The organism is Novosphingobium sp. B 225, from assembly GCF_002198665.1.
In the GTDB taxonomy this organism is placed as follows: Bacteria; Pseudomonadota; Alphaproteobacteria; order Sphingomonadales; family Sphingomonadaceae; genus Novosphingobium.
Window position 1 is genome coordinate 1 of record NZ_MWLM01000042.1, and the last position, 3,060, is coordinate 3,060.

Here is a 3,060-nt window from a genome sequence, read left to right on the forward strand (position 1 = left end):
CAACTATCCATCGGGCGGGTGGGAATACAACCTGGCGACCGACGCGGATGCCGCGCGCCACGTGATCGAACAATCGCAAGTGCCGTTGTGGCAGGTGCCGCAGGGGGCCTATCGCCAGATGGCGTATTCGGTCGCCGCCATGCGGACCGGGCTGCGCCCGATCTCTCCCTTTGCGGCCTGGCTCTATGACCGGTTTACCAGTCCGCCCGATTTCGTCGATATCGGTGGTTCCTGGCCTTGGGGTGACAGCCCATTGACCTTGCTGACCGCCATCTCGGCTGAAAGCAGCCAGTTTACCGACCGTCCCGCCCGCCGTCTCTTGCCCGATATGGCCTATGGCGATGAACTGCCTGGCCGCACCCTGCGCGTGTTCGACCAAGTCGACGCGCGGCTGACTTTCGACGATTTTCTGGCGCTGATGCGGCTGCATGCCAAGGGCGAGCTGTGACCGCGAATGAAGCGGGTTCGCGATTTTCCTACATCGCAAAACCCTGCTATGATTCGCGCCTGCTCTTTGAAAATTGAATAAAAAACACTGTCACGCCGCAAGTTTACACCTGAAAACGGCAATGTGTCACTTTCTCTGGCGTAATAAACTGATTTTTATCAGTTTATTACCCGGACAGGGTGTCACTTTTGGACACCTTAAAGCGCGTGCTCGTCCGCTTCGGTCAGCTCGGCAAGCTTGCCCTGCGCCGGGCGTTTGCCGGGTGCGCTTTTGCGGAAGGGCTCGAAGCTTTTGCGGTCCGCGTCGAAGACCATGTCCCACGGAATGTCATCCCCGCGGAAGATCGGCGGGGCATTGTTGCTCCACAGCAGTGAGCCGAACCGGAAGTCCCAGGCGCGCGGGACCCAGTTGTCGTCAAGGTAATCGGTATCGGCGTGGTACTCCGCCTCGCCAGCCTTGCCGGGGATGTCGCAGTAGTAATAGATCGCGCTGGAAATGCGGTGACGGCTGATCCCGCCGGAGCTGTTCATGGACTGGTTCTTCCAGCCCTTCGCGTCCATGATGTTGGCCCCCAGCATCACTTCGTCGATGTCATCCATGCCAAACGCGATGTGCATGAATTTGAAGTGGTCGGGCGCGATCGGCAGGTCGCAGTTGACCCAGAAAATGCTGTGATGTTCGAACGTGCCGGGCGCACGGGCGAAGATGCCGCTGCCTTTCGAATGGTCGGTATAACGAAACCCCAGGTGGCGCTCGTAGAATTCGAAGCTGGCAACATAGTCCGGGCTGAAGAACACCACATGGTTGATCGTCTTGGGAATAGCGCGTTGCCGCCAGATCCGGTGCTGGTTGAAGCGCGGCTGGTGGCCGGGGGTGTTGACCGGGCTGGCCTCGCTCACCACGACGCGCTTGTCCCAGACGCGCAGCGCGATCGGCTGGCCATCGGGGCAAACCGCATGGACGGTGCCATCCGCGCGGCGAGTCACGGGAACCTCGCTCGCCAGACTGACGGCGATCCGCTCAACACTGTCAGCGGTGTCGACGCCCCAGACGGTGAGCTTGATCCCGTCGCCCGGGAACGGATCGGGGCTGGGCAAATCGGCATGGCCGTGCGGGAGCAGGACCACCCGGCTGCCCGAAGCGATCCGGAACACGCTCTGATCCGCGCTCGCTTCCTCGAGCGGTAAGCCGAAATCGGTCCAGAACCGGGTGTGTTCGGCCAGATCGGACACGCCGAACACGACGCTTTCAACGCCCAGGATAGTCATGAATTCTCCCCAGTATGGTCGCCTGCCTTATGCGCAGGCTGACCCACGGGGAGAAATTCAAAGTTCGGGATGGAATGTAGCGAAGGCTTGGATTGACGGGCTCGCAAGGCCCCCTTCTTCTTTGGAGGAGGGGTGCGAGACTTGGGGGCTCTGCCGCCTGGTCGCAGCGGGGTGGTGCCGCGTGCGCAGGCTACGCTTGCGTCAGCCGCCACCACCCCCAACCCCGTCCTCTAAAGAAGAGGGGGCTTTGTGGATCACACTGGTTCGGCCAGCTTCTTGCGGATCGTCTCGGTCAGGGCAACCGGATCGCCGGCCGTCTCCGGGTGCATTTCCCACTCGCCGAGCTGGATCGAGCTGGTGCCGACCAGTTTGGCACGCTCGAACCGGCGGTCCATGAAGGCGCGCAGTGCGGCATCGACGTCCTTGCTCGCCAGCTCCTCGGCCAGGACCACGGCGTCTTCGACCGCCATCGCTGCACCTTGGCCCAGATGCGGGGTGGCGCTGTGCGCGGCATCGCCGATCAGAACGATGCGGCCTTTATACCACGGATCGGGCATGATGCAGGCTTCGAGCGGGCGATAGACCACCAGGGCCGGATCGGTGACGTGCCGGGCCGCCTCGGCCATGGTGCCGCCATACCCGGCAAGGCGTTTGCGCATTTCGCCGGCCAGCGTTTCAGGGACAAAGCGCGGCTTGCCCGGCTCCTCGATCACGGCGAAGATGTACATCTCGTCCGGGGTCAGCGGGCAATACCCGGCCTTGCCCTTGAAGCCGTTGTCGATCCCGATGTAGATGTCCGACCATTCCAGATCCGCCGGACGCGGCACGTTGTAGCGCCACACGGCTTGCCCGGTGTATTTCGGCGCAGCATCGGGCCACAGCACCTTGCGCACTGCCGAATAGTTGCCGTCGCAGCCGATCAGGAGGTCATAGGTGCCGCTGGTGCCATCGGTGAAAGTCACATCGACCTGCTCACCGTTGTCGGAAAAGCTTTCGAAGCTGACCCCCAGCCGCACCGGAATGCCCAAGCGTTTGACCTCGCTGGTCAACACCTCGTGCAATGCCGGGCGGGTGAGGCCAAGGTCACTGGGCAGGCCATCGACCTGCGAATCCCCCGGCAGCTGTGCAATCACATCGCCCGCGACATTCTTGAACCGCGCGCCCATGTAGGGATAGCCCGCCGCCACTGCCGCCTTGCCCACGCCCAGCTGGTTCAGCGCGCGGATGAAGTTGGACTGGACGATGATCCCGACGTGATAGACCGACCAGCTCGCGTCCTTCTCGACGACTTCGACTTTGATCCCCTGCTGGTGCAGCCCGATCGCCACCGCCAGCCCCGCGACC

At 62.6% G+C, this 3,060-nt stretch carries 2 protein-coding genes and 1 pseudogene; 1 reads left to right on the forward strand and 2 read right to left on the reverse strand.

Translation table 11 applies throughout. From position 1 onward, the window contains the following. A pseudogene (locus MNBBLIKP_RS18005) lies at positions 1–448 on the forward strand (nucleoside hydrolase); the annotation flags it as partial. Positions 449–645: 197 nt separating this feature from the next. On the opposite strand, the gene MNBBLIKP_RS07470 reads toward MNBBLIKP_RS18005, so the two are convergent. Beyond that, positions 646–1,716 (reverse strand): VOC family protein, encoded by a 1,071-nt coding sequence (locus MNBBLIKP_RS07470; RefSeq protein ID WP_088309051.1) that lies wholly within the window; start codon positions 1,714–1,716, stop codon positions 646–648. 254 nt (positions 1,717–1,970) lie between these two features. Then, on the reverse strand, positions 1,971–3,060 hold a 1,090-nt coding region (locus MNBBLIKP_RS07475; protein WP_088309053.1), incomplete at its 5' end, for an FAD-dependent monooxygenase.